General features: G+C 34.5%; 23 protein-coding genes and 1 other annotated feature. All 23 genes read right to left on the bottom strand.

The annotated features are described in order from the left end of the window. Positions 1–14 precede the first annotated feature (14 nt). Positions 15–557, bottom strand: a complete 543-nt coding sequence (gene rplE, locus ATCC9714_RS00275) for a 50S ribosomal protein L5 (RefSeq protein WP_021122018.1) — start codon at positions 555–557, stop codon at positions 15–17. Positions 558–581: 24 nt separating this feature from the next. Further along, positions 582–887 carry a 50S ribosomal protein L24 gene (gene rplX, locus ATCC9714_RS00270; RefSeq protein ID WP_038293262.1) on the bottom strand — a complete coding sequence of 102 codons (306 nt, stop codon included), beginning with the start codon at positions 885–887 and terminating at the stop codon, positions 582–584. 22 nt (positions 888–909) lie between these two features. Further along, a complete protein-coding gene (rplN, locus tag ATCC9714_RS00265; protein WP_021122016.1) occupies positions 910–1,278 on the bottom strand; it encodes a 50S ribosomal protein L14 in 369 nt (122 codons plus the stop codon). A 25-nt stretch (positions 1,279–1,303) separates the two neighbouring features. After that, on the bottom strand, positions 1,304–1,558 hold the full coding sequence (rpsQ, locus tag ATCC9714_RS00260) for a 30S ribosomal protein S17 (protein ID WP_021122015.1): 255 nt from the start codon (positions 1,556–1,558) through the stop codon (positions 1,304–1,306). A 23-nt stretch (positions 1,559–1,581) separates the two neighbouring features. Further along, positions 1,582–1,785 (bottom strand): 50S ribosomal protein L29, encoded by a 204-nt coding sequence (gene rpmC / locus ATCC9714_RS00255; RefSeq protein ID WP_021122014.1) that lies wholly within the window; start codon positions 1,783–1,785, stop codon positions 1,582–1,584. A 1-nt stretch (position 1,786) separates the two neighbouring features. Further along, positions 1,787–2,218: a 50S ribosomal protein L16 gene (gene rplP / locus ATCC9714_RS00250; RefSeq protein WP_021127553.1), complete on the bottom strand. Its 432-nt coding sequence runs from the start codon at positions 2,216–2,218 to the stop codon at positions 1,787–1,789. Between the two features lie 33 nt (positions 2,219–2,251). After that, entirely contained in the window at positions 2,252–3,028 is a 777-nt protein-coding gene (gene rpsC / locus ATCC9714_RS00245; protein WP_021127552.1) for a 30S ribosomal protein S3, read from the bottom strand. Positions 3,029–3,049: 21 nt separating this feature from the next. Beyond that, complete coding sequence (gene rplV, locus ATCC9714_RS00240) at positions 3,050–3,385, bottom strand: 50S ribosomal protein L22 (RefSeq protein ID WP_021122010.1); 336 nt, start codon at positions 3,383–3,385, stop codon at positions 3,050–3,052. 32 nt (positions 3,386–3,417) lie between these two features. Continuing rightward, positions 3,418–3,699 carry a 30S ribosomal protein S19 gene (gene rpsS, locus ATCC9714_RS00235; RefSeq protein WP_021122009.1) on the bottom strand — a complete coding sequence of 94 codons (282 nt, stop codon included), beginning with the start codon at positions 3,697–3,699 and terminating at the stop codon, positions 3,418–3,420. Between the two features lie 33 nt (positions 3,700–3,732). Next, entirely contained in the window at positions 3,733–4,563 is an 831-nt protein-coding gene (gene rplB / locus ATCC9714_RS00230) for a 50S ribosomal protein L2 (RefSeq protein WP_021127551.1), read from the bottom strand. A 31-nt stretch (positions 4,564–4,594) separates the two neighbouring features. After that, on the bottom strand, positions 4,595–4,885 hold the full coding sequence (gene rplW, locus ATCC9714_RS00225) for a 50S ribosomal protein L23 (protein WP_021122006.1): 291 nt from the start codon (positions 4,883–4,885) through the stop codon (positions 4,595–4,597). Then, positions 4,885–5,508, bottom strand: a complete 624-nt coding sequence (rplD, locus tag ATCC9714_RS00220; protein WP_054631953.1) for a 50S ribosomal protein L4 — start codon at positions 5,506–5,508, stop codon at positions 4,885–4,887. Before rplD ends, rplW begins: the two co-directional genes overlap by 1 nt. Before the next feature lie 28 nt (positions 5,509–5,536). Further along, positions 5,537–6,166, bottom strand: a complete 630-nt coding sequence (gene rplC / locus ATCC9714_RS00215) for a 50S ribosomal protein L3 (RefSeq protein WP_021127549.1) — start codon at positions 6,164–6,166, stop codon at positions 5,537–5,539. Positions 6,167–6,260: 94 nt separating this feature from the next. Beyond that, the gene (rpsJ, locus tag ATCC9714_RS00210; protein WP_021122002.1) at positions 6,261–6,572 is read right to left on the bottom strand and encodes a 30S ribosomal protein S10; all 312 of its coding nucleotides are present in this window, start codon (positions 6,570–6,572) and stop codon (positions 6,261–6,263) included. A 425-nt stretch (positions 6,573–6,997) separates the two neighbouring features. Then, entirely contained in the window at positions 6,998–8,191 is a 1,194-nt protein-coding gene (tuf, locus tag ATCC9714_RS00205) for an elongation factor Tu (protein ID WP_054632066.1), read from the bottom strand. Between the two features lie 98 nt (positions 8,192–8,289). Beyond that, a complete protein-coding gene (fusA, locus tag ATCC9714_RS00200) occupies positions 8,290–10,356 on the bottom strand; it encodes an elongation factor G (RefSeq protein WP_054631758.1) in 2,067 nt (688 codons plus the stop codon). 52 nt (positions 10,357–10,408) lie between these two features. Further along, on the bottom strand, positions 10,409–10,879 hold the full coding sequence (gene rpsG / locus ATCC9714_RS00195; RefSeq protein ID WP_054631757.1) for a 30S ribosomal protein S7: 471 nt from the start codon (positions 10,877–10,879) through the stop codon (positions 10,409–10,411). Between the two features lie 120 nt (positions 10,880–10,999). Then, positions 11,000–11,422 carry a 30S ribosomal protein S12 gene (rpsL, locus tag ATCC9714_RS00190; RefSeq protein ID WP_021121997.1) on the bottom strand — a complete coding sequence of 141 codons (423 nt, stop codon included), beginning with the start codon at positions 11,420–11,422 and terminating at the stop codon, positions 11,000–11,002. A gap of 309 nt (positions 11,423–11,731) precedes the next feature. Next, positions 11,732–15,220, bottom strand: coding sequence for a DNA-directed RNA polymerase subunit beta' (gene rpoC, locus ATCC9714_RS00185; RefSeq protein WP_057574326.1), 3,489 nt, complete (start codon positions 15,218–15,220; stop codon positions 11,732–11,734). Positions 15,221–15,264: 44 nt separating this feature from the next. Next, on the bottom strand, positions 15,265–18,966 hold the full coding sequence (gene rpoB / locus ATCC9714_RS00180) for a DNA-directed RNA polymerase subunit beta (protein WP_038293253.1): 3,702 nt from the start codon (positions 18,964–18,966) through the stop codon (positions 15,265–15,267). Between the two features lie 264 nt (positions 18,967–19,230). Next, positions 19,231–19,593: a 50S ribosomal protein L7/L12 gene (gene rplL / locus ATCC9714_RS00175; RefSeq protein ID WP_021121986.1), complete on the bottom strand. Its 363-nt coding sequence runs from the start codon at positions 19,591–19,593 to the stop codon at positions 19,231–19,233. Between the two features lie 72 nt (positions 19,594–19,665). Continuing rightward, positions 19,666–20,169, bottom strand: a complete 504-nt coding sequence (gene rplJ, locus ATCC9714_RS00170; protein ID WP_021127528.1) for a 50S ribosomal protein L10 — start codon at positions 20,167–20,169, stop codon at positions 19,666–19,668. 35 nt (positions 20,170–20,204) lie between these two features. Then, positions 20,205–20,331 (bottom strand) — a sequence feature (ribosomal protein L10 leader region). A gap of 53 nt (positions 20,332–20,384) precedes the next feature. Then, the gene (rplA, locus tag ATCC9714_RS00165; protein ID WP_021127527.1) at positions 20,385–21,083 is read right to left on the bottom strand and encodes a 50S ribosomal protein L1; all 699 of its coding nucleotides are present in this window, start codon (positions 21,081–21,083) and stop codon (positions 20,385–20,387) included. Position 21,084 lies beyond the last annotated feature (1 nt).

Below are 21,084 nucleotides of genomic sequence, written 5' to 3'. Positions count from 1 at the left end.
AATCCCTCCTTTATTTACTTAGAATATGGCATTCCTAATAATCTTAATAACTCACTAGCTTCTTCATCAGTTTTAGCTGTAGTTACGAATATTACATCCATTCCTCTTACTTTGTCAACCTTGTCGTACTCTATTTCAGGGAATATAAATTGTTCTTTTAATCCTAAAGCGTAGTTACCTCTTCCGTCGAATGCATTAGCATTAACCCCTCTGAAGTCTCTAACTCTTGGTAAAGATATATTAACTAACTTATCCATAAAGTAGTACATTTTGTCAGCTCTTAAAGTAACTTTAGTTCCAACAGGCATACCTTCTCTTAATTTGAAGTTAGCTACTGATTTTCTCGCCTTAGTTATAACAGGCTTTTGACCAGATATCATTTCTAATTCTGCAACTGCAGCTTCTAATCCTTTTGGATTTTCTCTTGCATCACCTATACCCATGTTTATTACTATTTTCTCTAACTTAGGTATTTCCATAACGTTTTTGTATCCAAATTTCTCCATTAAAGCTGGAGCAACTTCTTTAACATATTTTTCTTGTAATCTAGAAGTCATTTGTAGTCCCTCCTTTCAAGCTTATTATATTTCTTTTCCGCTCTTTACTGATACTCTAACTTTTTGCCCATCTTTAACTTCAAATCTAACTCTTGTACCTTTTCCTGTTTCAGGATCTACTGGCATTACGTTAGATATGTGTATTGGGGCTTCTTTATTTATTATTCCACCTTGTGGGTTTACAGCAGTTGGTTTTTGGTGTTTAGTTATTACGTTAACACCTTCAACTAATACTTTATTAGTTTTAGTGAAAACCTTAGTAACTGTACCTTTTTTACCTTTATCTTTACCTGCTATAACTACAACAGTGTCACCTTTTTTAACACGCATCATGTCCTATTGCACCTCCTTATTATAGTACTTCTGGAGCAAGAGATACTATTTTCATAAAGTCGTTGTCTCTTAACTCTCTAGCAACAGGCCCGAATATACGAGTTCCTACTGGAGTTTTATCATCTTTTATGATAACTGCAGCATTCTCGTCAAATGATATATAACTACCATCTTTACGTCTTACGCCTTGCTTAGTTCTTACTATAACAGCTTTAACTACTTTACCTTTTTTTACAACTCCACCTGGTGTTGCACTTTTAACAGTTGCAACTATAACGTCACCTATGTTACCATATCTTCTTTTACTTCCGCCTAATACACGGATAGTTAAAAGTTCCTTAGCTCCTGAGTTATCAGCAACTCTTAGACGTGATTCTTGTTGTATCATATCGTAATCCCTCCTTCTTCAAAAACTACTTAACTTTCTCTATAACGTCAACTAGTCTGAATCTCTTGTCTTTAGATAAAGGTCTAGTTTCCATTATTCTTACTCTATCTCCGATGCTACATACGTTGTTCTCATCGTGAGCCTTAAATTTCTTAGTTCTCTTAACTGGCTTGTTATATAATGGATGACGTACGAAATCTTCAACAGAAACAACTATTGTTTTATCCATTTTATTACTAACAACACGGCCTACTCTTACTTTTCTTCTTCCTCTTTCCATGTTTGACAGCCTCCTTTCCAAAATTAAGCTCTAGTTTCGTTTAACTTTCTTTCAGCAAGTATAGTTTTAACTCTAGCTATATCTTTCTTCACGAACTTTATTCTTGCTGTGTTTTCTAATTGACCAGTAGCTAATTGGAATCTTAAGCTAAATAATTCACTTTTAAAACCATTTAACTTGTTCATTAATTCTTCGCTTGTTAAATCTCTTAGTTCTTTAGCTTTCATCCTATTCACCACCCTTTACTTCTAAATCTTCACGTTTCACAAACTTACATTTAACTGGAAGTTTATGCATCGCAAGTCTCATTGCTTCTCTAGCTTTATCTTCAGAAACACCTGCTAATTCGAACATTACTCTTCCTGGTTTTACTACTGCTACCCAGTATTCTGGTGAACCTTTACCAGCACCCATACGAGTTTCTGCAGGTTTTCTTGTTACTGGTTTGTGAGGGAATATCTTTATCCAAACTTTTCCCCCTCTTTTTATATATCTAGTCATAGCTATTCTGGCAGCTTCTATTTGGTTAGAAGTTATCCAAGATGGCTCTAAAGCAACTAAACCGAACTCTCCATAAGTAACTTTGTTACCTTTATGAGCTTTTCCAGCTAAGCTACCTCTGTGTACTCTACGACGTTTTACTCTTTTTGGCATTAACATGAGTATTTTCCTCCTTCCTTAACTGTGCTTATATTAAGCTTGCTTGTTTTCAGTTCTTTGAGGTCTTGGTCCTCTGTTGTTTCTTCTGTTGTTGTCTCTTCTATCGTTTCTTCTGTTATCTCTTCTATCTCTTCTATTGTTATCTCTTCTATCTTCTCTTGGATTTACACCGTTTCTAGTTGGTAAAACTTCTCCGTTGCATATCCAAACTTTGATACCAGTTTTTCCATAAGTAGTGTTTGCTTCAGCAAATCCGTACTCTATGTCAGATCTTAAAGTTTGAAGAGGTACATTTCCTTCGCTGTATCCTTCAGTTCTAGCCATTTCAGCTCCACCTAATCTACCAGAAGCAGAAACTTTTATTCCTTTAACTCCTGACTTCATAGCTCTTTGTATAGCTTGCTTCATAGCTCTTCTGAAAGCAACCCTTCTTTCTATAGCTAAAGCTATATTTTCTGCTACTAATTGAGCATCTTTATCTGGGTTTCTAACTTCTACTATATTAACTATAATAGTTTTTTTAGTCATTTTTTCTAACTCAGCTTTAAGAGCATCTATTCCAGCTCCACCTTTACCTATAACTACACCTGGCTTAGCAACGTGTAAGTCTAGTTTTATTTTGTTTGCTGATCTTTCTATTTCTATCTTAGCAACACCAGCTGAGTATAATTTATTCTTTAAGAATTTACGTACATTATGGTCTTCTAATAATAAGTTTCCGAACTCTTTTTTATCAGTAGCGAACCATCTTGAGTCCCAGTCCTTTATAACACCGACTCTTAAACCATGTGGATTAACCTTTTGACCCATTTGTTTCCCTCCTATCTACTATTATTTTCTCTCTTTAAGAACTACCTCTATGTGAGAAGTTCTCTTTCTTATCATAGTTGCACGACCCATAGCTCTAGGCATGAATCTCTTCATAGTTGGTCCTTGATTCGCAACTATTGAATCTATATATAATTTTTCAGCATCCATTTCGTGATTGTTTTCTGCATTAGCTTTTGCAGATTTAACAACTTTAGCTATTATTGAAGCAGCTCCTCTAGGAGTGTACTTTAATATTGCTAAAGCTTCATCAACATTCTTTCCTCTAACAAGGCCGCATATTTGACCTGCTTTTCTAGGTGATACACGTACGTATTTAGCAGTAGCTTTTGCTTCCATTGTAAATTCCTCCTTCCTCAGTTAGATCTTAATTATTTTCTCTTATTAGATTTTTCGTCGTCCTTGTGCCCTTTGAAAGTTCTTGTAGGAACGAATTCACCTAACTTGTGTCCAACCATATCTTCTGTTATATAAACTGGAACATGCTTTCTTCCATCATGTACAGCTATTGTATGTTCAACCATTTGTGGGAATATAGTTGAAGATCTTGACCAAGTTTTTATAACTTCTCTATTTCCAGAAGCGTTCATATCTTCTATCTTCTTTAAAAGTCTTGCATGTATAAAAGGTCCTTTTTTAGTTGATCTTGACATTTTATTTCCTCCTTTCGAGCAAAAGTAAATCTATTACTTAGTTCTTCTTGATACTATTAACTTATCAGAAGCTTTATTTTTCTTTCTAGTTTTGTATCCAAGTGCTGGTTTACCCCAAGGAGTAACTGGATTAGCTCTACCTATTGGAGATCTACCTTCCCCTCCACCGTGTGGATGGTCACAAGGGTTCATTACAGAACCTCTAACTGTAGGTCTTATACCCATATGTCTTTTTCTACCAGCTTTACCTATAACAACGTTTCCGTGTTCTAAGTTTCCAACTTGTCCTATAGTAGCTTTACAGTTTATGCTTACTAATCTCATCTCTCCAGATGGTAATCTTAATAATGCATTTTTACCTTCTTTAGCCATTAATTGAGCAGATGCTCCAGCAGATCTAACTAACTGAGCTCCTTTTCCTGGCTTTAATTCAACGTTGTGTACTACTGTACCAACTGGCATATCTTTTAATGCCATTGCATTACCTGGCTTTATATCAGCTTCAGGTCCTGATAATATAGTATCTCCAACTTGTATTCCAACTGGAGCTAATATATATCTCTTTTCACCATCAGCATAGTTTAATAATGCTATGTTAGCAGTTCTGTTTGGATCATACTCAACAGTAGCAACTTTTGCAGGTATTCCATCTTTATTTCTCTTGAAATCTATTATTCTATATTTTCTTCTGTTTCCTCCACCTCTGTGACGAACAGTTATTTTACCATGTACGTTTCTTCCAGAGTTCTTTTTTAGTGAAACTAAAAGAGATCTTTCTGGTTCGTTACAAGTTATTTCATCAGAAACTAAAACTGTCATTTGTCTTAAGGCAGGAGAAGTTGGTCTAAACTTTTTTATAGCCATCTGTTTTCCCTCCTTCGTTTATTAAGGTCAATTACATACCTTGGAAGAATTCTATTTCTTTGCTATCAGCAGCTAATTTAACTACTGCTTTCTTGAAACTTGCAGTTCTTCCTTCGTATCTACCCATTCTCTTAACTTTTCCATCGTAGTTTAAAGTATTTACTCTATCAACTTTAACTCCGAATATGCTTTCTACAGCTTTCTTTATTTCAGTTTTGTTTGCGCTTTTAGCAACAACAAAAGTATATTTCTTTTCAACCATTTCAGTCATACTTTGCTCAGTTACAACTGGCTTTATTATTATATCATGTGGATTAGTCATTATGCGTACACCTCCTCCACTTTCTTAACCGCATCTGTAGTTATTACGAAAGTATCGTACTTTAATATGTCGTAAACATTTATAGTGTTAACTGTAGCAGCTTGTACACCTTCTATGTTTCTAGCTGACTTAACAACGTTCTCGTTCTTCTCAGCTGTTACTACTAAAGCTTTCTTAGAAGCGTTTATGTTCTTTAATATTTGAGCGAACTCTTTAGTTTTTGGAGCTTCCATAGTTAAAGCATCTAAAACTATTATTTCATTATTTTGAACTTTAGATGATAAAGCTGATTTCATAGCTAATCTTCTAACTTTCTTTGGTAAAGTATATCTGTAATCTCTTGGCTTTGGTGCGAAAGCAACTCCTCCACCAACCCATTGTACAGCTCTTATAGAACCTTGTCTAGCTCTACCAGTTCCTTTTTGTTTCCAAGGTTTTCTTCCGCCACCTCTAACTTCTGCTCTAGTTTTAGCAGATTGAGTACCTTGTCTCTTGTTTGCTAATTGATTCTTAACTACTTCGTATAATACGTGCTCGTTAACTTCAACACCGAATATAGCTTCTGCTAATTCGATTTCTCCAACATTTTGTCCATTAACATTTAATATATTTAATTTTGGCATTGTGCTTCCTCCTTTCTTAGGTTAGTTATTATTTAGAAGCCTTTACTGCTTCTTTTATAGTTACCACTGAACCTTTAGCTCCTGGTATAGCACCTTTAACTAATATAAGGTTCTTCTCAGCATCTACTCTAACTACTTCTAAGTTTTGAACAGTTACTGTAACGCTACCCATGTGACCAGCTAGTTTTTTGTTTTTGAAAACTCTACCTGGGAAAGAACATGCTCCCATTGAACCTGGTCTTCTGTGGTATCTAGAACCGTGAGATTCAGGACCTCTAGATTGTCCATGTCTTTTTATTGGACCTTGGAATCCCTTACCTTTACTTGTTCCAGTAACATCTATTATTTCTCCAGCTGCAAATATATCAGCTTTAATTTCTTGTCCTACTGTGAACTCTTCTACAGAATCCATTCTGAATTCTTTTAAGTGTTTCTTTAATACATTAGCAGCAGCAAGATGTCCTTTTTGAGGCTTGTTTAAAGATTTCTCTTTAGCATCTTGGAAACCTACTTGAACTGCATTGTATCCTTCTTTTTCTGTTGTTTTTATTTGAGTAACAACTACTGGTCCTGCTTCAACAACAGTTACAGGTACTACATTCCCTGCTTCAGTGAATATTTGAGTCATTCCTAACTTCTTACCTAATATTCCTTTCATATCGCACCTCCTATAATCTTACAGCGGATTATGAATTTCCATCATAATCATTCTAAGATAGTTGCCTTATAGGATCGTATCTTAGAGGCTTATCTTATAATTTTATTTCTATATCAACACCAGCTGGTAAGTCTAATTTCATTAATGAATCAACTGTCTTAGGTGTTGGGTTTGCTATGTCTATTAATCTCTTATGAGTTCTTATTTCGAACTGCTCTCTAGAGTCCTTATACTTGTGTACAGCTCTTAATATAGTTACAACTTGCTTTTCAGTTGGTAGTGGCACAGGTCCTGAAACTTGTGATCCAGCTTTCTTAGCAGTTTCAACTATTTTCGCAGCTGAAAAATCTAATAATTTGTGATCATATGACTTTAATCTTATTCTTATTTTTCCATTGTTAGCCATTTTAGTTTCCCTCCTTTATCGTACGTTTAATTTTTTTAGTTACGCACGACTGATACCGATACACAGTTCCGGGTGTGTTGTGTTTTTTATCAAATCGGCATCTCGTCGCCTATCTCTAGGATATTACTTTACTTTTTCTTTTATTTCGCATCTCTCAAGCACACTATTATATTTTATATTATTTTTTACTTTTTTACAAGTTTTTTTTATAATTTTACAAAATATTTTTTGTATGTAATAGTTACTACAAAATCTGTGCTGAGAACCTTAACGGGTACTAAGTTAGTATATCTTCTTTTAAGCCTCTTGTCAACCAATTTTATTTCATTAAAATTTGCTTAAAACATATATCTTTATTCTTCTTAATTCAAATAAAAAAGGAAGATGTAAATACATCTTCCTTTCTATATATTAGAAGTAATAGATTACTCTATTATAGAAGCAACAACACCTGATGCTACTGTTCTTCCACCTTCTCTTATTGCAAATCTTAATCCTTCTTCTATTGCTATTGAGTTTATTAACTCTATAGTCATTTGGATGTTATCTCCAGGCATAACCATTTCTACACCTTCTGGTAACTTACAAGCTCCTGTTACGTCAGTTGTTCTGAAGTAGAATTGTGGTCTATATCCATCGAAGAATGGAGTATGTCTTCCACCTTCTTCTTTTTTAAGAACGTATACTTCTGCATTGAACTTAGTGTGAGGCTTAACAGTTCCTGGCTTAGCTAAAACTTGTCCTCTTTCTATTTCATTTCTTTGTATACCTCTTATTAATGCTCCTATGTTATCTCCAGCTTGCGCTTCGTCTAATAACTTTCTGAACATTTCTACTCCTGTTACTACTAACTTTCTTGGCTCTTCAGCTAAACCTACTAATTCAACTTCGTCTTGAACCTTTAATACTCCTCTTTCAACTCTACCTGTAGCAACTGTTCCTCTTCCTGTTATAGAGAATACGTCTTCTACTGGCATTAAGAAGTCTTTATCTACATCTCTCTCTGGAGCTGGTATATATTCGTCTATTTGCTCGAATAATTCAACTATTTTATCTCCCCACTCTGAAGAAGAATCTTGTAATGCCATTAATGCAGATCCTCTTACTATTGGAGTGTCATCTCCTGGGAATTCGTACTCATTTAATAAGTCTCTAACTTCCATTTCAACTAACTCTAATAACTCTTCATCGTCTACCATATCACATTTGTTTAAGAATACTACTATGTATGGTACACCAACTTGTCTTGATAATAATATATGCTCTCTTGTTTGAGGCATTGGTCCATCTGTTGCAGAACAAACTAATATAGCACCGTCCATTTGAGCAGCACCTGTTATCATGTTCTTAACGTAGTCAGCATGTCCTGGGCAGTCAACGTGAGCGTAGTGTCTATTTGGAGTTTCATATTCAACGTGAGCAGTTGATATTGTGATTCCTCTTTCTCTTTCTTCTGGAGCTTTATCTATGTTAGCAAAATCTACTGCTTCTCCTAATTGATATCTATCGAATAATGTTTTTGTTATAGCTGCAGTTAATGTAGTTTTACCGTGGTCAACGTGACCTATTGTTCCTATATTAACGTGTGGCTTACTTCTTTCAAATTTAGCTTTAGCCATTTTGAATTCCTCCCTTTAATATTGGTTTTATTTTTTTGTAAGACGAGGTATACCTCGTCTTACTTATTTATTATATACAAATTAATTAAATTAATTAATTATTTACCTTCAGCTATTTTCTTAGCAACTGAAGCTGGAACTTGCTCATAATGGTCGAATATCATAGTATATGTTGCACGACCTTGAGTAGTTGATCTTAACTCTGTAGAGTATCCAAACATTTCTGAAAGTGGAACAAATGCATTTATAACTTGTGCACCAGATCTAGCTTCCATACCTTGGATTAGCCCTCTCTTAGAGTTTAATCCACCCATAACGTCTCCCATGTATTCTTCTGGAGTAACAACTTCAACTTTGAAGTATGGCTCAAGTAATACAGCATTACCTTTCTTAAGAGCGTCCTTCATAGCCATTGATCCTGCCATCTTGAATGCCATTTCTGAAGAGTCAACCTCATGGTAAGATCCATCATATAACTCAACAGCAACGTCAACAACTGGGTATCCAGCAACTATACCTGAAGCCATAGCTCCTTGTATACCTGCATCTGTTGGTCCAACATACTCTTTTGGTACAGATCCACCAACAGTTTTGTTTTCAAATTTATATCCAGAACCTGGTTCTTGAGGATTAACTCTGATCTTAACGTGACCATATTGTCCTCTACCTCCTGATTGCTTAGAGTACTTGTACTCAACATCAACTGGTTGAGTTATAGTTTCTCTGTAAGCAACTTGTGGAGCACCAACGTTAGCTTCAACTTTAAATTCTCTTAATAATCTATCAACTATTATCTCTAAGTGTAATTCACCCATACCAGATATTATAGTTTGTCCTGTTTCTTCATCAGTCTTAACTCTGAAAGTTGGATCTTCTTCAGCTAATTTTTGAAGAGCTATACCCATTTTTTCTTGAGCAGCTTTTGATTTAGGCTCTATAGCAACAGATATAACTGGCTCAGGGAATTCCATAGACTCAAGTATTATTGGAGCAGCTGGATCACATAAAGTATCTCCAGTAGTAGTATCTTTTAATCCTACTGCTGCAGCTATATCTCCTGCATATACTTCAGTTATTTCTTCTCTTGTATTAGCATGCATTTGTAGTATACGACCTATTCTCTCTCTCTTACCTTTTGTAGAGTTAAGAACATAAGATCCACCTTGCATTACTCCTGAGTAAACTCTGAAGAATGCTAACTTACCAACAAATGGGTCAGTCATTATTTTGAATGCTAAAGCTGAGAATGGTTCTTCATCTGAAGAATGTCTTTCAGCTTCCTCTCCGTTTTCTAATATACCTTTTATAGCTGGTATATCAGTTGGAGCTGGTAAGTAATCTATTACAGCATCTAATAATAATTGAACACCTTTATTTTTGTAAGCTGATCCACAGAATACTGGGTTCATTTCACATGCTATTGTAGCTTTTCTTATAGCAGTTTTTAATTCTTCTATAGTTGGCTCTTCACCTTCAAGATATTTCATCATTAACTCTTCGTCAGTTTCAGCTACTGCTTCAACCATTTTTTCTCTCCACTCTTGAGCTAATTCTTTCATATCTTCTGGTATTTCAGTTATTTCTATTTCTACACCTAAGTCGTCTTTATAGATATGAGCTTTCATTTCTAATAAGTCAACTTCACCTTCTAACCAATCTTCTTTACCTATTGGTAATTGCATTGGTACTGCATTTGCATTTAATCTGTCTTTCATCATTTGTACAACATTGTAGAAGTCTGCACCCATGATATCCATCTTATTTACAAATGCTATTCTAGGTACACCGTAGTTATCAGCTTGTCTCCATACGTTCTCAGATTGAGGTTCAACCCCACCCTTAGCACAGAAAACAGCAACTGATCCGTCAAGAACTCTTAGAGATCTTTCAACCTCAACTGTAAAGTCGACGTGTCCTGGTGTATCTATTATGTTTATTCTATGGTCTTTCCATGCAGCAGTAGTAGCAGCAGAAGTTATTGTTATACCTCTCTCCTTCTCTTGCTCCATCCAGTCCATTTGAGAAGCTCCTTCGTGAGTTTCTCCTATTTTATGAGTTTGCCCTGTATAGAACAGGATTCTCTCTGTAGTAGTAGTTTTTCCTGCATCTATATGAGCCATGATTCCTATATTTCTAGTTCTTTCTAAAGGAAACTTTCTAGCCATGATTCTCCTCCTTACGATATCCTAATAATAGGATATCAAATCTATCCTATTATTAGAATCTATAGTGAGCAAATGCTTTATTAGCTTCTGCCATCTTATGAGTATCTTCTTTCTTCTTAACAGAAGCTCCTGTATTGTTAGCAGCATCCATTATTTCTTTAGCTAGTTTTTCAACCATACCTTTTTCACCACGAGCTCTAGTATAGTTTACTAACCATCTTAACCCTAAAGTTTGTCTTCTTTCAGGTCTAACTTCAACTGGAACTTGGTAGTTAGCTCCACCAACTCTTCTAGCTTTAACTTCTAAAACAGGCATTATGTTTTCCATAGCTGTTTCGAATATTTCTAAAGCATTTTCTCCAGTTTTTTCAGCGATCATCTCGAAAGCATCATACACTATCTTTTGAGATTTTCCTTTTTTTCCATCTATCATTAAATTGTTTATTAACTTAGTTACTACCTTACTTCCGTATACTGGATCTGGTAAAACTTCTCTCTTTGGAACATTACCTTTTCTTGGCATTTTGCTTCCCTCCTTAATTATTTAATCTTAAATCATAGGTACTCGACATTATATAAAATGCCGTGATGCCGTAAATATATATATATTTAAAGCACCGAACTATAATTAATTTTTAATTGCTTATTTCTTTGCAGCTTTAGGTCTCTTAGCACCGTACTTAGATCTAGCTTGCATTCTCTTATCAACACCAGCTGTATCTAATGTACCTCTTAATATGTGGTATCTAACCCCTGGAAGGTCTTTAACTCTTCCTCCTCTTATAAGAACAACACTATGCTCTTGTAAGTTGTGTCCTTCTCCTGGTATATAAGCAGAAACTTCTATACCGTTAGTTAATCTAACTCTGGCAACTTTTCTTAAAGCTGAGTTAGGTTTCTTAGGAGTAAATGTTTTAACTGAAGTACAAACTCCTCTTTTTTGTGGAGCACTAGCATCAGTTGCTTTCTTGTGTAAAGAATCATATCCTTTTTGTAATGCTGGAGCAGTAGATTTTTTCTCTATAGCTTTTCTTTTCTTACGAACTAATTGGTTAATTGTTGGCATCATCTGCACCTCCTTCCAAATTTTTCGATCTTAAATGACCGCCAACTACATCAATATGAAACACATATTGATATTCATATGTAGCTTTTGCTACATTGCAATAAATGTCTATAACACACAATTGTGGTTTTAGCACTGTTAGTTTGGTGCATATTATTATGCTTTTTAAAGTAAAAATAAATTATATTTAAATATTACTAAGAGCTAAGCCCTTAGTAATATCTAATGTCTTTATTTTACATACCTTTACATTTTATCACCACAGATGCTTTATGTCAAGGCATGTTTGTTTTATATAATAATGTAAAATTATTCTTCTATTTTCTCAACAGCTATATTTTTATATCTCTTCATTCCTGTTCCTGCTGGTATTAACTTACCTATTATAACATTCTCTTTAAGACCTATTAAGTGATCTTCTTTTCCTTTTATAGCAGCTTCTGTTAATACTCTAGTTGTTTCTTGGAATGATGCAGCTGATAAGAATGATTCTGTTGCAAGAGAAGCTTTAGTTATTCCAAGTAAAACTCTCTTAGCTGATGCTGGTCTTAAACCTTGAGCTACAGCTTCTTCATTAGTTTGGTTGAATGTAAGAACATCTTCATATCCTCCCGGTAATAAATCTGTATCACCTGGATCTTCAACTTTAACTTTAGATAGCATTTGTCTAACAATTACTTCTATATGTTTATCGTTGATGTCAACCCCTTGCATTCTATAAACTCTTTGAACTTCTTTAACAACATAATCTTGAACACCTTCAATACCTTTAACTCTTACTATATCATGAGGATTTATTGATCCTTGAGTTAAAGCCTCTCCAGCTTCAACAAACTGTCCATTCTTAACTCTTAATCTTGAACCATATGGTATAGCATAAACTTGTGCTTCACCTTGTTCTGGAACTACAGTAACTTCTTTTCTCTTACCAGTTTCATCTATCTCTACTCTACCTGTTACTTCAGTTATTGTAGCAAGACCTTTTGGCTTTCTAGCTTCAAATAATTCCTCTACCCTTGGAAGCCCTTGTGTTATATCTCCTCCGGCAACCCCACCTGTATGGAATGTACGCATTGTAAGCTGAGTACCCGGTTCACCGATTGATTGAGCAGCTATTATACCAACAGCTTCTCCTATATTACCTTCTTTACCAGTAGCTAAGTTTCTACCATAACACTTAGAACATACTCCATGGTTAGTCTTACAATTAAGAACAGTTCTTATCTTAACCTTGTCTATTTTAGATTCAATAATCTTTTCAGCTTGCTCTTCTTGTATCATAGAATCAGCTTCAACGATTACTTCTCCTGTTTCTGGGTGAATTATAGGATCAATAGTGTATCTTCCAACTATTCTATCATATAATTCTTCTATTACTTCATTTCCATCTTTTATTGCAAAGATTTCTGTATCTTCTGTTGTTCCACAGTCTACATCTCTAACGATAACATCTTGACTGACATCAACAAGTCTTCTTGTTAAATATCCTGAGTCAGCTGTACGTAGGGCTGTATCGGCAAGACCCTTTCTAGCTCCATGTGAAGATGTGAAGTATTCAAGTACTGATAAACCTTCACGGAAGTTAGATTTAACTGGTATTTCAACCGTCTTACCTGATGCATTGGCCATCAGACCACGCATACCTGCTAACTGTCTTATCTGGTTCTTAGAACCTCTGGCTCCAGAGTGAGCCATTATGAATATATTATTTAATCTATCTAGGTTAGCCATAAGAGCATCTGTAACTTTTTCAGTAGTTTCTGTCCAAGTTTCTATTACTCTCTCATATCTTTCCTCGTTAGATATAAGACCTCTTCTATATGCCTTTTCATACTTATCAACCTTAGCTTCAGCTTCAGCTAAGTATGCTTTTTTAGCTTCTGGTATCTTCATATCCGCAACGGCAACTGTTATACCACCTCTTGTAGAATATTTAAATCCTAAAGATTTTATATGGTCTAACATTTCAGCTGTTACTGTGTTTCCATGCTTTCTAAAGCATTTATCTATTATCTTTCCTAAAGATTTTTTGTCAGCTAAGAAATCTACTTCTAAAGCAAACTTGTCTTTGTCTCTATCGACAAATCCTAAATCTTGAGGTATATTTTCATTGAATATAAACCTACCAACAGTTGCCTCAACTAATTGAGTTCCAACACCTTCAACAGTTCTTCTTACTTTAACTAAAGAATGTAATGTTACTGCTTTATTTTCATAAGCAAGCATCATTTCATTGTAATCTTTAAAGATCATTCCAGTACCTTTAGCACCTTCTTGAGCTTCTATTGTTAAGTAATAACATCCTAGAACCATATCCTGAGATGGAGTAGTTATAGGAGAGCCATCTTTAGGAGCAAGTATGTTATTTACAGATAACATTAAGAATCTTGCTTCAGCTTGAGCTTCTACAGATAACGGAACGTGTACCGCCATTTGGTCTCCATCGAAGTCAGCGTTGTATGCTGTACATACTAATGGATGTAGCTTTATAGCTTTACCTTCAACTAAAACTGGTTCAAATGCTTGTATACCTAATCTATGTAGAGTAGGTGCACGGTTAAGCATTACAGGATGTCCTTCTATAACATCTTCTAATACATCCCATACTTCTGGTTTAACTTTCTCTACTATAGATTTTGCACTCTTTATATTATGTGCATATCCTTCTTTAACTAATCTATCCATAACAAATGGTTTGAATAATTCAAGAGCCATTTTCTTTGGAAGACCACATTGATAGAATTTAAGTTCTGGTCCAACAACTATAACAGAACGTCCTGAGTAGTCAACACGCTTACCAAGTAAGTTTTGACGGAAACGTCCTTGCTTACCTTTAAGCATATCTGATAATGATTTTAATGGTCTATTACCAGGTCCTGTTACCGGTCTACCTCTTCTACCATTGTCAATTAAAGCATCTACAGCTTCTTGAAGCATTCTTTTTTCATTTCTTACTATGATATCAGGTGCTCCAAGTTCTAATAATCTCTTTAATCTGTTATTTCTATTTATAACTCTTCTGTATAAATCATTTAAGTCAGATGTAGCAAATCTTCCACCGTCTAATTGAACCATAGGTCTTAAGTCTGGTGGTATTACAGGAATTGCATCTAATATCATCCACTCTGGTTTATTTCCAGACTTCTTAAATGCTTCTACAACTTCTAATCTTCTTATAGTTCTAACTCTTTTTTGACCTGTACTGTCTTTTAAGTCAGCTCTTAATTCTTTACTTTGTTGCTCTAAGTCTATATTTTGTAAAAGCTTCTTAACAGCTTCAGCACCCATTCCAACTTCAAAAGTATTATATCCATACTTTTCTACAGCTGTTCTGTATTCTTTTTCTGTTAATAATTGCTTTTCATTTAATCCAGTTTCACCTGGATTAGTTACTACATAAGATGCAAAATATAATATTTTCTCTAATGATCTCGGAGACATATCAAGTAAAAGTCCCATTCTACTTGGTATACCTTTGAAGTACCAGATATGAGACATAGGAGCTGCTAGCTCTATATGTCCCATTCTTTCTCTTCTTACCTTTGCCTTAGTTACTTCTACTCCACATCTATCACAAACAACACCTTTGTATCTTACTCTTCTGTATTTACCACAGTGACACTCCCAGTCTTTCTGAGGTCCAAATATTCTTTCACAGAAAAGACCATCTTTCTCTGGCTTAAGCGTACGATAATTTATCGTTTCAGGCTTTTTTACTTCTCCTCTAGACCACTGTCTTATTTTTTCTGGAGAAGCCAATGCTATTTTTATTGACTCGAAATTGTTTAATTCAAACAAGGAGTTCTCTCCCTTCTATTTGAGATTTACTTAAAATAAGGAAACTATATATCAAAGTCTTCATCTTCGTAGTTTAATTCTTCATAAACTACATCTTCTTCAAATTCTAATTCATCTATTACTTCTTCATTTGATTCAAACTCGTCTATTTCTTCTACTATACTATTTTCTTCAAGTTCTTTTATGTTTTCCATAACATCTAACTCAAACTCTTTAGCATCTTCATCGATATCTATAGATTCTCTAACTTCTATTTCTTGATCTTCTTCTGTTAGTACTTTTACATCTAAGCATAAACTTTGAAGTTCTTTTATTAAAACTTTAAATGATTCTGGAATACCTGGTTCAGGTATATTCTCACCTTTAACTATAGCTTCGTAAGTTCTAACACGTCCTACAACGTCATCAGACTTAACAGTAAGTATTTCTTGAAGTATGTGTGCTGCACCGTATGCTTCTAGTGCCCAAACCTCCATCTCTCCGAATCTCTGACCACCAAATTGTGCTTTACCACCAAGAGGTTGTTGAGTTACTAAAGAGTATGGTCCTGTACTTCTTGCATGTAACTTATCATCAACTAAGTGATGTAGTTTTAACATGTACATATATCCTACTGTGATTCTATTATCAAATGAGTTACCTGTTCTACCATCATATAAAGTTACTTTTCCATCATCTGGATATCCTGCTTCAATTAATGCTTTTCTTATATCCGGCTCTTTAGCTCCATCAAATACCGATGTTGCAACATGCCATCCTAAAGTTTTAGCTGCAAGACCTAAGTGAACCTCAAGAACCTGTCCGATGTTCATACGAGATGGTATACCTTGTGGGTTAAGTACTATGTCAAGTGGTTGCCCGTTTTCCATAAATGGCATATCTTCTTCAGGTAATACCCTTGAGATAACCCCTTTATTACCGTGACGTCCAGCCATCTTATCCCCAACTCTTATTTTTCTCTTCTTAGCTATATAACATCTAACTAATTCATTAACTCCTGGAGATAAATCATCTCCATTTTCTCTTGTGAATACTTTTACGTCAACTATTATACCAGACTCTCCATGAGGTACTTTTAATGAAGTATCTCTGACTTCTCTAGCTTTTTCTCCAAATATCGCACGAAGTAATCTTTCTTCAGCAGTAAGTTCAGTTTCTCCTTTAGGAGTTACTTTCCCTACTAATATATCTCCAGAATCAACTTCAGCACCTATTCTTATTATACCTCTTTCGTCTAAGTTCTTTGTAGCACTTTCTCCAACGTTTGGTATATCTCTAGTTATTTCCTCTGGCCCTAGTTTAGTATCTCTTGCTTCACATTCATATTCTTCTATATGAATAGTAGATAATCTATCTTCTTTTACAAGTCTTTCGTTTATTAATATAGCATCCTCGTAGTTATATCCTTCCCATGTCATGAATGCGATGAAGCAGTTTCTTCCTAATGCTACTTCTCCCATTTCAGTAGATGGACCATCAGCTATAACATCTCCAGCCTCAATCTTATCACCTTTGCTTATTATAGGTGTTTGATTTATACAAGTACCTTGGTTTGAACGCTTAAACTTAAGAAGCTTGTATCTGTCTTTGTTTCCATCTTCTCTTTTTATTATTATTTCATCTGCAGTTACTCTATCAGCTATACCTGAGTTTTTAGCAACTACAACAGCTCCAGAGTCTTTTGCTGCTCTATATTCAACACCTGTTCCTATAATAGGTGCTTCTCTTCTTACTAGTGGCACTGCCTGACGTTGCATGTTTGATCCCATAAGCGCACGGTTGGCGTCATCATTCTCTAAGAATGGTATCATAGCCGTTGCTATAGACACAACTTGCTTAGGAGATATATCCATGTAATCAACTTTATCAGTTGGAACTAATTCCATGGCTCCATTTACAGTTCTACATACAACTCTGCTGTTTACGAATGCATCATCTTCATCTAAAGGCTCATTAGCCTGAGCTCTTATGAATAAGTCTTCTTCGTCAGCTGTTAAGTAATGTATTTCATCTGTAACCTTTTTATTTTCCTTATCATATTTTCTATAAGGAGATTCTATAAATCCGAACTCATTGATCTTAGCATATGTTCCTAAAGAGTTTATAAGACCGATGTTTGGTCCCTCTGGAGTCTCTATCGGACACATTCTTCCATAGTGAGAATGATGAACGTCACGGACTTCGAATCCAGCTCTTTCTCTTGAAAGACCTCCTGGTCCAAGTGCTGATAATCTTCTTTTGTGAGTTAACTCTGATAGTGGGTTTGTTTGATCCATGAATTGTGATAACTGCGAACTACCAAAGAACTCTTTTATAGCTGCAGAAACAGGTCTTATGTTTACTAAAGCTTGAGGAGTTATAGCTTCCATATCTTGAACAGTCATTCTTTCTTTTATAACTCTCTCCATTCTTGATAGACCTATTCTAACTTGGTTCTGTAATAATTCCCCAACTGATCTTATTCTTCTGTTTCCTAAATGATCTATATCATCTATATTACCTATTCCAAAGAATATATTGAATTGGTAACTGATTGAAGCTATTATATCATCTAATAATATGTGCTTAGGTATAAGCTCTTTCATTCTTGATTTTATAGCTTCTTTTATTTCTTCTTCATCACTATACTCATCTAATATTTCTTTTAATGTAGGATAGTGAACTTTTTCTTTTATTTTTAAATCATCTATATCAAAACTTATATGTGATTTTATGTCTACAAAGTTATTTCCTATAACTTTAACAACTTTCTCATCTTCAGTTAATAACTCAACAACATTTATTCCTGAATTTTGGATAGCTATCGCCGTATCTAAAGATATTTTTTCTTCAGCTTTAACGAACACTTCTCCTGTTTCTGGATTTATAATGTCATTAGCTGATATTTTATTCATTATTCTATAGCATAATGCAAGCTTTTTATTAAACTTGTATCTACCAACTTTAGCTAAGTCATATCTCTTAGCATCAAAGAATAACGCATTTAATAATGATGATGCACTTTCAACTGTTGGTGGTTCACCTGGTCTTAATTTTTTGTATATCTCAATAAGACCCTCTTCTACAGTTTTAGTGTTATCTTTTTCTAATGTAGCCATTAGTCTTTCATCTTCACCTAATAGCTCTATTATTTCTGCATCTGAACCTATTCCAAATGCTCTTAATAAGACTGTTACAGGTTGTTTTCTAGTTCTGTCAACTCTTACAGATATTACATCATTAGAATCTGTTTCGTATTCTAACCATGCACCTCTGTTAGGAATAACAGTAGATGATATAAGTCTTTTACCTGACTTATCCATTTCTTGAGCATAATAAACTCCAGGAGATCTAACTAACTGACTTACTATAACTCTTTCTGCTCCGTTTATTATGAATGTACCCTTTTCTGTCATTAAAGGGAAATCACCCATAAACACTTCTTGTTCTTTTATTTCACCTGTTTCTTTATTTATAAGTCTTACTTTAACTTTTAGAGGTGCACAATATGTAGCATCTCTCTCTTTACATTCTTCTATGTCATATTTCGGTTTCTCATCTAAAGAATAATCAACAAATTCTAATATAAGATTACCTGTATAATCTTCTATAGGTGAAATGTCTTCAAACACTTCTTTTAAACCTTCTTTTAAAAACCACTCATAGGAATCGCATTGTATTTCTATAAGGTTTGGTACATCAGCTATCTCTTTTATTTTTGAGTAGCTCATTCTAGTTCTCTTACCTATCGTGACAGGATGTGGCATTCACTTTTCACCTCTCAATAATTAAAAATAAAACCATAGTTTATTCTAACGCATCTAATAATTCTAACATAATTACAATCTTTTTTCAATATCTAAGTTTTATGTATATTTATAATATCAGAATTTTTTGTTCGACATAAAATATGCATTATTTATTATGTTCAAAAATCCATTCTCTAATTCTTATTTTTTCCAAAATATACATTTATTTTTTCCAGAGAAAAAAAAAAGATGCCCCTAGGACATCTTTTTATTTAAAGAAAACTACTTAACTTCTACTGAAGCTCCTGCAGCTTCTAATTTTTCTTTCATTTGGTCAGCTTCGTCTTTAGAAACTCCCTCTTTTAATGTCTTAGGAGCGTTGTCAACTAATTCTTTAGCTTCTTTTAATCCTAATCCAGTTATTTCTCTAACAGCTTTTATAACTCCAACTTTTGAAGAACCAGCGCTTGCTAATACTACGTCAAACTCAGTTTTTTCTTCAGCAGCTCCACCAGCAACTGCACCAGCCATCATAACTGGAGCTGAAGCAGATACTCCGAATTTCTCTTCTGCAGCTTTAACTAATTCATTTAATTCTAAAACTTTCATATTTTCTATAGCTTCTAATATTTGTTCTATTGTCATTGTTAGCACCTCCGAATTATATTCTCTTATAAATTATTGTTTTTATTGTTTTTTATTACGTCTAAGCTATTATTAAGCTTCTTGACCTTCTTGTTTCTTGATTATTGCATCTAATAAGTATGCAAAGTTTGATACCGGAGCTTTTAAGCTTCCAAGTAATTTAGCAATAAGTACTTCTCTTGATGGTATGTTAGCGAATGCAACGATATCTTCTTTACCGTAGAATTCTCCTTCAACAACACCCATTTTTAATTCCATTTTTGGATGAGAATCCATGAACTCTTTTATTATTCTAGCTGGAGCAACTGGATCTTCGTGTCCGAATGCTATTGCATTAGTTCCTACTAATAATTCATCGTTGAATTGTTCTATACCAACTTCTTTAGCTGCTTTTCTAACTAAAGTGTTTTTGTATACTTTGTATTCAACACCAGCTTCTCTCATTTTCTTTCTTAATTCAGTTACTTCTTCAACTGTTAATCCTTTGTAATCAACAACTATAGCAGAAGAAGAGTTTTGTAACTTCTCAACTATTTCAGCAACCACTTGTGATTTTACTTCTATAGCTTTTCTCATCTAGTCAGCACCTCCTTCATCCGATAGGTTATCTGCCGTAAATATCAAAAGCTTTTGTAATCATATAGACATACAAAAGCTTTAGTATCAAAATTTATCTAAAACCTCGGTAGGATATTAAGCTTAAGCACCTACTGTCTACGGCAAATCTATTCTATTTTATTTATTAACGAATATTATTTTAACATCGTTATTTACACATGTCAAGCTTTTTATTATTCAGCTATTTTAGCAGGGTTTACTTTAACTCCTGGTCCCATAGTTGAAGTAACAGCTATGCTCTTTAAGTATTGTCCTTTAGCAGCAGCTGGCTTAGCTTTAACTATAGCATCCATTAATGCAGCAAAGTTTTCAGTTAACTTTTCTCCACCGAAAGATACTTTTCCAACTGGAACGTGTATTATGTTAGTTTTGTCTAATCTATATTCAACTTTACCAGCTTTTATTTCGTCTATAGCTTTAGCTACATCGAAAGTAACTGTTCCTGATTTAGGGTTTGGCATTAAACCTTTAGGTCCTAATACTCTACCTAATCTACCTACTACACCCATCATGTCTGGAGTAGCAACAACTACATCAAATTCAAACCAGTTTTCACCTTGTATTTTTTGTACTAAATCTTCAGCACCTACAAAGTCAGCACCAGCATTTGTAGCTTCTTCAGCTTTTGCACCTTTAGCAAAAACTAAAACTCTCTTAGTTTTACCAGTTCCGTGTGGTAATACAACCGCACCTCTTACTTGTTGGTCAGCGTGTCTTGAGTCAACACCTAATTTTATATGAGCTTCTACAGTCTCATCAAACTTAGCACTAGCAACTTCTGCAACTAAGTTTAAAGCTTCTGAAGCATCGTATAATCTAGTTCTATCTATTTTATTTAAAGCTTCTACGTACTTTTTACCTTTTTTAGCCATT

Origin of the sequence: Paraclostridium sordellii, assembly GCF_000953675.1 — a bacterium.
Taxonomy (GTDB): Bacteria; Bacillota; Clostridia; order Peptostreptococcales; family Peptostreptococcaceae; genus Paraclostridium; species Paraclostridium sordellii.
The sequence above is the reverse complement of the archived record's forward strand: the minus strand, read 5'-3'. Positions and strand labels throughout refer to the sequence as shown.

Excerpts from the sequence above, each read along its gene's own strand:
- rplB (WP_021127551.1), bottom strand. The coding sequence starts at position 4,563 with ATGGCTATAAAAAAGTTTAGACCAACTTCTCCTGCCTTAAGACAAATG.
- rpsG (WP_054631757.1), bottom strand. The coding sequence starts at position 10,879 with ATGCCAAGAAAAGGTAATGTTCCAAAGAGAGAAGTTTTACCAGATCCA.
- rplN (WP_021122016.1), bottom strand. The coding sequence starts at position 1,278 with ATGATACAACAAGAATCACGTCTAAGAGTTGCTGATAACTCAGGAGCT.
- rplW (WP_021122006.1), bottom strand. The coding sequence starts at position 4,885 with ATGACTAATCCACATGATATAATAATAAAGCCAGTTGTAACTGAGCAA.
- rplJ (WP_021127528.1), bottom strand. The coding sequence starts at position 20,169 with ATGAGAAAAGCTATAGAAGTAAAATCACAAGTGGTTGCTGAAATAGTT.
- rpoB (WP_038293253.1), bottom strand. The coding sequence starts at position 18,966 with ATGCCACATCCTGTCACGATAGGTAAGAGAACTAGAATGAGCTACTCA.
- rpsQ (WP_021122015.1), bottom strand. The coding sequence starts at position 1,558 with ATGGAAAGAGGAAGAAGAAAAGTAAGAGTAGGCCGTGTTGTTAGTAAT.
- rplX (WP_038293262.1), bottom strand. The coding sequence starts at position 887 with ATGCGTGTTAAAAAAGGTGACACTGTTGTAGTTATAGCAGGTAAAGAT.
- fusA (WP_054631758.1), bottom strand. The coding sequence starts at position 10,356 with ATGGCTAGAAAGTTTCCTTTAGAAAGAACTAGAAATATAGGAATCATG.
- rplV (WP_021122010.1), bottom strand. The coding sequence starts at position 3,385 with ATGGAAGCAAAAGCTACTGCTAAATACGTACGTGTATCACCTAGAAAA.
- rpmC (WP_021122014.1), bottom strand. The coding sequence starts at position 1,785 with ATGAAAGCTAAAGAACTAAGAGATTTAACAAGCGAAGAATTAATGAAC.
- rpsS (WP_021122009.1), bottom strand. The coding sequence starts at position 3,699 with ATGTCAAGATCAACTAAAAAAGGACCTTTTATACATGCAAGACTTTTA.
- rplE (WP_021122018.1), bottom strand. The coding sequence starts at position 557 with ATGACTTCTAGATTACAAGAAAAATATGTTAAAGAAGTTGCTCCAGCT.
- rplD (WP_054631953.1), bottom strand. The coding sequence starts at position 5,508 with ATGCCAAAATTAAATATATTAAATGTTAATGGACAAAATGTTGGAGAA.
- rpsC (WP_021127552.1), bottom strand. The coding sequence starts at position 3,028 with ATGGGTCAAAAGGTTAATCCACATGGTTTAAGAGTCGGTGTTATAAAG.
- rplC (WP_021127549.1), bottom strand. The coding sequence starts at position 6,166 with ATGAAAGGAATATTAGGTAAGAAGTTAGGAATGACTCAAATATTCACT.
- rpsJ (WP_021122002.1), bottom strand. The coding sequence starts at position 6,572 with ATGGCTAACAATGGAAAAATAAGAATAAGATTAAAGTCATATGATCAC.
- rplP (WP_021127553.1), bottom strand. The coding sequence starts at position 2,218 with ATGTTAATGCCAAAAAGAGTAAAACGTCGTAGAGTACACAGAGGTAGC.
- rpsL (WP_021121997.1), bottom strand. The coding sequence starts at position 11,422 with ATGCCAACAATTAACCAATTAGTTCGTAAGAAAAGAAAAGCTATAGAG.
- rplA (WP_021127527.1), bottom strand. The coding sequence starts at position 21,083 with ATGGCTAAAAAAGGTAAAAAGTACGTAGAAGCTTTAAATAAAATAGAT.
- tuf (WP_054632066.1), bottom strand. The coding sequence starts at position 8,191 with ATGGCTAAAGCTAAATTTGAAAGAAGTAAGCCACACGTTAATATAGGA.
- rplL (WP_021121986.1), bottom strand. The coding sequence starts at position 19,593 with ATGACAATAGAACAAATATTAGAAGCTATAGAAAATATGAAAGTTTTA.